Below are 4,825 nucleotides of genomic sequence, written 5' to 3' on the forward strand. Positions count from 1 at the left end.
ACTTCATCTTCGACGCATCGGTGTCGGTGAAGTAGATGGACGCCAGGACCATGGTGGCGACCGTGGTCACCGCATAGGTCTCGAACAGGTCGGCGGCCATGCCGGCGCAGTCGCCGACGTTGTCGCCGACGTTGTCGGCGATGGTCGCCGGGTTGCGCGGATCGTCCTCGGGAATGCCGGCTTCGACCTTGCCGACGAGGTCGGCGCCGACGTCGGCGCCCTTGGTAAAGATACCGCCGCCGAGACGGGCGAAGATCGAGATCAGCGAGGCGCCGAAGCCCAGCGCCACCAGGGCGTTCTGGATCGTGCGAGCCTGGCCTTCGTCAGCAAGGCTGAGGCCGACGAACTTGGTCAGCACCAGATAATAACCGGCAACCGCGATCAGGCCGAGACCGACCACGAGCAGGCCGGTCACCGCACCGGAGCGGAACGCCATCGAAAGACCGGCAGCGAGACCGCCGCGCGAAGCTTCCGCCGTGCGCACGTTGGCGCGAACCGAGACGTTCATGCCGATGTAACCGGCCGCGCCCGAAAGCGCCGCACCGAGTACGAAGCCGACCGGAACGAAGACGTTCTGGAAAACGATCGCCGCGAGGATGACAATCACAACGCCGACGATACCGATCGTGGTGTACTGGCGATTGAGGTAGGCGCGAGCGCCTTCCTGAATGGCGGCCGCGATTTCCTGCATGCGAGGCGTACCGGCACTCTTAGAGAGCACCGAACGAACCGTTAGTCCGCCGTAGACCAACGCCGCCAGGCCACAAGCCAAGACGATATAAAGTTCCATGGTTTCCCCTTGCTTCCGTATTTTTCGGCCAGCCGACAGGCTGGTCGTGATAGTCCTGGACAGGTCGGAAACCTGCCGGGCAGAAGGCGGGGGGTGTATGCCAAAAGCCTAACGGAGTCGCAACTTAGTGCGGCGGTCCTGCCGCAGGTTTCGATGTCGCGCCTGCAGAAGAGGCATTTTTCGCCGGGGCGGCTGCCCCAGCGGGGGCATTTCCAACCGGGGGTTGCTGCTCCGACGGCGTCGTCGGCGTCGAATCGCTCGGGTGTAGCGGGGCGAAACTTTCCTCGACGATCAGCATCGTCTGGACCTTCTCGCTGCCCACGATCCGTTTTGCTGCCACTGTCAACCGGGCGGAGAACTGATCGCGATCGACCTTCTTAGGATCGCTCGCCTGTCCGATCGGCTTGGCATGGAGGTCGCGGACAAAAGCGTCCTGGATGAAAGCGAATTTCTGGCGCACCGAGATGCACGCCGCCGGCGACGAGCACACCACTTTCGCGGTGATATAGGCGTAGCCCAAAAGGTTGCCGCTTTCGGACATCGGCGCCATCAGGCGGACTTCCACGCTGGTACCCGGTTCGGGCTTGGCCTCTTTCGGCTTGGCGGCCTCGGCGGCCCAGGCAGCTTGGCCAAGGCAGAGCGCGAACACGATCAGGATCAGGCGGCGTAGCATGATCGCGAGCCTAGAAGCTCGTGGCTAACAGAGCGTTACCGCGCTTTCACAGTCAGAAGTGTGTGAAACCGGCCCGGCCGACGGGTATTTCGCGACCTTGGGCATCGACCAGCGCCACGCCCTCGCCCGCCTCGACCCGGCCGATGCGGGTGACCGGCACGTCGGTCGTCGCCCAGGCCTGCGACGCCGAGTCGGGATTGGTGAAGGCGATCTCGTAATCGTCGCCCGCGGTCACCGCACGCACCAGCCCGTCGGGATCGAACCGCTTCAAGCGCTCCGACCGCGGCACCGCCTCGGCTTCCACGATGATTCGCACGCCGGAGGTTTCAGCGATGTGCCCAAGGTCGGCGAGCAGGCCGTCGGACACGTCGGCGGCGGCAGTGGCGACACCCAGCAATGTCGGGCCGAGGAAAACCCGTGGCCGGGGCACGCGGTAGCGTTCGATCAGATACGGCGCGGCGTCGGCGTCGGCTTGGGCGCCTTGCAGAATCGCCAGTCCCGCCCCCGCATCACCAATCGTGCCGCTGACGAAGACATGATCGCCCGGCTTGGCGCCCGAGCGACGGATCATGGTGCCCGATGGCACACGACCAAGCGCGGTGATGGCGATGGTGAGCGGACCGGGCGTGGCGGTGGTGTCGCCGCCGAGCAACGACAGACCGTAGCTGGTTTGCATGTCGCCGAGACCGCGCGCGAATTCGGCCAACCAGGCTTCGTCAATCGATTGTGGCAAAGCCAAGGCAAGCAGATAGCCGACCGGCCGCGCGCCCTTCGCGGCCAAATCCGACAGATTCACGCCGAGTGCTTTTTGCGCAATGGTGTCAGGCGGATCGTCGGGCAGAAAGTGAACGCCCGCAGTCAGCGCATCAGCGGTGACGACAGTATCCCAGCCGGATTCCTGTGGCAGGACGCAGGCGTCGTCGCTCAGCGCAAGCGCGCCGTCATGCGTCGCCAGCGGACGGAAATACTTGGCGATCAAGCCGAATTCGGAAAGCTGTCGCGTCACGCTTGAAACCCTCGCAACGGCACTTACATAGAAAGCATCGTAAACGGCACCAAAGGATGATCAAACCGCCGCTGGACCACCCTGATTTTGCCACGGAAATGCCCAGAGCGGCCACCACCTTCGAGTGCAACAGACTTCCAGTTCACCGCGTTAACACCACATCGAACCGAGACCCTTGGAGACGACCATGTACCGCGCCGAGAACCTCAACCGTAACAACGCCCCGGGCGGCGTCGTCCGCACGGTCGTGGTCAGCGCGCTCGGCCTCTTACCGATGGGCCTGGTCTCCGGCATGATGCTGATGCAGATTTTCGGTATCTGGACGTACTGAGCGTCCCGTCTACTCATTTCGCCAATTGAGTATGCCAGCTAAAACGCGTCGTCCGGTGCCTTCTTCCCGAATTCCTGCGGCCGTTTTTTGTGCGCCAGCTTGTCGAGGGCGGCGTTGATGAAGGGCGTCGCGTCTTCGGCTTCGAAGGCGTGGGTCAGGCCGACGTATTCGTCAATCACCACTTTCGCCGGCACGTCGGGACGCGCGAGAATCTCATAGGCCCCGGCGCGCAGGATCGCCCTGAGCAGCGAATCCACCCGGCTCAGCCGCCAGTTGGCCGCGAGGCATTTGGTGACTTCCTTGTCGATCTCTTTCTGCTTGGCCGGCACGCCGCGAACGATGTCGGCGAAAAATTCCTGATCGGGCTCGCCGGGCGTGATCTCGTCCTCGCGCCCGAAGCGGAATTCGACGAACTCCGTGGTGATGTCGTCGGCGTGATCGCCGGACATTTCCATCTGGTACAACGCCTGAACGGCGGCCAAACGCGCCGCGTGACGGGCTTCAGGCGAAACATCATTCGTCATTTGCGCATTCCAAGACGTTGGCGAAGCTGGATCAGCGCGAGACACGCCCGCGCCGCATCGCCGCCCTTGTCGGCCTCTTCGCGATTGGCCCGCACCAGCGCCTGCTCCTCGTTTTCCACCGTGAGGATGCCGTTGCCGATGCACAGGCCGTAGTTGATACCGAGATCGACCAGCGCGCGGCCCGATTGCCCCGCCACGATCTCGAAGTGATAGGTCTCGCCGCGGATGACGCACCCGAGCGCGATATAGCCGTCGTAGTGCTTGCCGCCGTGCTCGCCGCCCTTCATCGCAAAATGGATGGTGGGCGGGATTTCCAGCGCCCCGGGCACCGAGACGCTGTCGAAATAGGCCCCGCCGCGTTCGAGCGCCGCCGTCGCGCCGTCGAGCAGCATCCGGGAAATTTCGGGATAGAACGTCGCCTCAACAATCAGGATGTTGGGCTTGAGATCAGTCACGTCCGCGGATCGGGTGCGTGCCGACGACGTTGAGGCCGTAACCATCGAGTGCCACCACTTTCTTTTCGGGGGTATCGGTGAGAAGGATCATGTTCTGGATGCCGAGGTCGAGCAATATCTGGGCGCCGACGCCGGCTTCCTTGACGCGGCGCCGGTCTTCCTCGGACAGGCGCTTGAGCACCATGTCGGTGACAAACGTCGCCCGCGCCTGCCGCAAGAGGACGACGACGCCGCGGCCCTGGTGGGCGATGATGCGCATCGCTTCGGCCAGCCGGTCGCGCGCCAAATGGGCATCGCCGAGCAGGTCGCTGAGCACGTTGATGGCGTGCATGCGGACGTAGACCGGCTCCTCGCCGGTGATGTCGCCTTTGATGAGCACGATGTGCTCGGCATATTCGATGGTGTTGACGTAGACGACCATCTTCCAGTCGCCGCCGTAATGGCTGCGGAAGACGCTCTCGGACGTGCGCTGGATGAAGTGGTCGTATTTGCGCCGGTGCGAGATGAGGTCGGCGATGGTGCCGATCTTGAGGCCGTGGAGCTGGGCGAACGTGACCAGATCGGGCAGCCGCGCCATGGTGCCGTCGTCGTTCATAATTTCGCAGATCACGCCCGACGGGTTGAGGCCCGCCAGCCGCGCGATGTCGACCGCGGCCTCGGTATGACCGGCGCGAACCAGCGTGCCGCCCTCGCGCGCCACCAGCGGGAAGACATGGCCGGGCATGACGATGTCGCCGGGGCCCTTGGTCGGGTCGATGGCGACGGCGACGGTATGAGCGCGGTCGTGCGCCGAAATGCCGGTGGAAACGCCCTCCTTGGCCTCGATCGACACCGTGAAGGCGGTGCGATGGGGCGCGGCGTTGAACTCCGTCATCATCGGAATTTGCAGATGTTCCGCCCGCGCATTGGTCATCGCAAGGCAGATCAAGCCGCGGCCGAACTTGGCCATGAAGTTGATCGCTTCCGGCGTGCACATCTGGGCCGGAATATAGAGGTCGCCCTCGTTTTCGCGGTCTTCGGCATCGACCAGGATGACCATCTTGCCG

At 63.9% G+C, this 4,825-nt stretch carries 7 protein-coding genes; 1 reads left to right on the forward strand and 6 read right to left on the reverse strand.

The genetic code is table 11. The features are described from left to right. The 3 genes from AC1P6P_RS05495 to thiL all read right to left on the reverse strand — a co-directional run. On the reverse strand, nucleotides 1–790 hold a 790-nt coding region (locus tag AC1P6P_RS05495), incomplete at its 3' end, for a sodium/proton-translocating pyrophosphatase (protein ID WP_481401430.1). A gap of 124 nt (nucleotides 791–914) precedes the next feature. Then, nucleotides 915–1,463 carry a hypothetical protein gene (locus AC1P6P_RS05500; protein WP_481401431.1) on the reverse strand — a complete coding sequence of 183 codons (549 nt, stop codon included), beginning with the start codon at nucleotides 1,461–1,463 and terminating at the stop codon, nucleotides 915–917. 52 nt (nucleotides 1,464–1,515) lie between these two features. Then, entirely contained in the window at nucleotides 1,516–2,469 is a 954-nt protein-coding gene (gene thiL, locus AC1P6P_RS05505) for a thiamine-phosphate kinase (protein ID WP_481401432.1), read from the reverse strand. A gap of 187 nt (nucleotides 2,470–2,656) precedes the next feature. On the opposite strand from thiL, the gene AC1P6P_RS05510 reads away from it, so the two are divergent. Next, nucleotides 2,657–2,800, forward strand: a complete 144-nt coding sequence (locus AC1P6P_RS05510) for a hypothetical protein (protein WP_481401433.1) — start codon at nucleotides 2,657–2,659, stop codon at nucleotides 2,798–2,800. Nucleotides 2,801–2,838: 38 nt separating this feature from the next. Here AC1P6P_RS05510 and nusB read toward each other — a convergent pair whose 3' ends face one another. The 3 genes from nusB to ribB all read right to left on the reverse strand — a co-directional run. Next, nucleotides 2,839–3,324: a transcription antitermination factor NusB gene (nusB, locus tag AC1P6P_RS05515; protein WP_481401434.1), complete on the reverse strand. Its 486-nt coding sequence runs from the start codon at nucleotides 3,322–3,324 to the stop codon at nucleotides 2,839–2,841. Further along, nucleotides 3,321–3,779 carry a 6,7-dimethyl-8-ribityllumazine synthase gene (gene ribH, locus AC1P6P_RS05520; RefSeq protein ID WP_481401435.1) on the reverse strand — a complete coding sequence of 153 codons (459 nt, stop codon included), beginning with the start codon at nucleotides 3,777–3,779 and terminating at the stop codon, nucleotides 3,321–3,323. Before ribH ends, nusB begins: the two co-directional genes overlap by 4 nt. Next, nucleotides 3,772–4,825, reverse strand: a 1,054-nt coding sequence (ribB, locus tag AC1P6P_RS05525; RefSeq protein ID WP_481401436.1) for a 3,4-dihydroxy-2-butanone-4-phosphate synthase, incomplete at its 5' end; no start/stop codon positions are given. The genes ribB and ribH, both read right to left, overlap by 8 nt.

The organism is Rhizomicrobium sp., from assembly GCF_056722145.1.

Bases quoted from the DNA above. Each gene is read 5' to 3' on its own strand.
- AC1P6P_RS05500 (WP_481401431.1), bottom strand. From the start codon at position 1,463: ATGCTACGCCGCCTGATCCTGATCGTGTTCGCGCTCTGCCTTGGCCAA.
- AC1P6P_RS05510 (WP_481401433.1), top strand. From the start codon at position 2,657: ATGTACCGCGCCGAGAACCTCAACCGTAACAACGCCCCGGGCGGCGTC.
- nusB (WP_481401434.1), bottom strand. From the start codon at position 3,324: ATGACGAATGATGTTTCGCCTGAAGCCCGTCACGCGGCGCGTTTGGCC.